Here is a 1,055-nt window from a genome sequence, read left to right as displayed (position 1 = left end):
GATCACGCCCTTGGCCGGGGAGCCGTCCGTGAAGCAGATCGCGCGGGCCGAATCCTTCCAGCTCTGGTTGGCGAGCCCGCCCTCGTCGGCCCGGTAGCGCAGCTCGGAGATGTGTATAAGAGACAGCGCTCGCAGCGCCCATCACCGGGCGAGCGGGGCAAGGGCGAGGCGCGGGATACGGAGGAAGCCGCCGAATGCGCAATGGCATCCTGGACCCCGGGGCGGAAAAAGGGAGGACTGCGCAATGTCGATGAGCACGGCACGGACGCCGGCCCGGCCCATGCGTGCCGATGCGCGCCGCAATTACGACCGGCTGCTGGGTGAGGCCCGTACCGCGTTCGCGGAACACGGCACGGATGCGTCCCTGGAGGACATCGCGCGACGTGCGGGTGTGGGGATCGGCACGCTGTACCGGCATTTCCCGAACCGGCACGCGCTGATGAGCGCCGTCTTCCAGGAGGCCCTGGCGTCCCTGATGGACCGTTCCCGTGAACTCGCGGGGGCGGAGCAGCCGTGTGCGGGGCTGGTGGAGTGGCTGGGCGCCATCATCACTCATGCGGGTGAGTACCGCGGGCTCGCCCAGGCGCTCATGTCGACGTCACGGGACGAGACTTCTGCACTGTCGCGGTGCAATGTGCCGCTGCGCGAGGCGGGTTCGGTGCTGCTGGCGCGGGCGCAGGCGAGCGGGGCCGTGCGGACGGATGTGTCCATCGACGACCTGATGCAGCTGACGAACGCGATCGCGCTGGCCGCGGAGCAGTCGCCGGACGACCCGGAGCTGGCGGGGCGGCTGCTGATGCTGACCCTGCAGGGACTGAAGGGGCCGAACGCGGAGAGGGGTTGAGGGCGCGCCTGACCAAGCCCCTCCGGCCGTCGAGGAGCGGGGGTCCGGGGGCCGGGCCCCCGGATACGGCAAGGGAAGGGGCGGGTGGGGGTGGAAAACCCCCCCCCCCCCGTACCAGCGCCGCCTATCCGCCACCCACGCCCGGGCCCCCCGCCCCAGCCCCGGTTCCGCCCCCACAGCCGCGCTCCGGAGTTGCGGTGGCCCCCGCCCA

General features: G+C 72.0%; 1 protein-coding gene. It reads left to right on the top strand.

The window, feature by feature from the left end:
- Positions 1 to 244 precede the first annotated feature (244 nt).
- Complete coding sequence (locus tag ACFU8Q_RS41665) at positions 245 to 844, top strand: TetR family transcriptional regulator (protein ID WP_384465494.1); 600 nt, start codon at positions 245 to 247, stop codon at positions 842 to 844.
- Positions 845 to 1,055 lie beyond the last annotated feature (211 nt).

This window comes from Streptomyces sp. NPDC057543 (assembly GCF_042801895.1).
Lineage (GTDB): Bacteria > Actinomycetota > Actinomycetes > Streptomycetales > Streptomycetaceae > Streptomyces.
The sequence above is the reverse complement of the archived record's forward strand: the minus strand, read 5'-3'. Positions and strand labels throughout refer to the sequence as shown.

Bases quoted from the DNA above. Each gene is read 5' to 3' on its own strand.
- ACFU8Q_RS41665 (WP_384465494.1), top strand. From the start codon at position 245: ATGTCGATGAGCACGGCACGGACGCCGGCCCGGCCCATGCGTGCCGAT.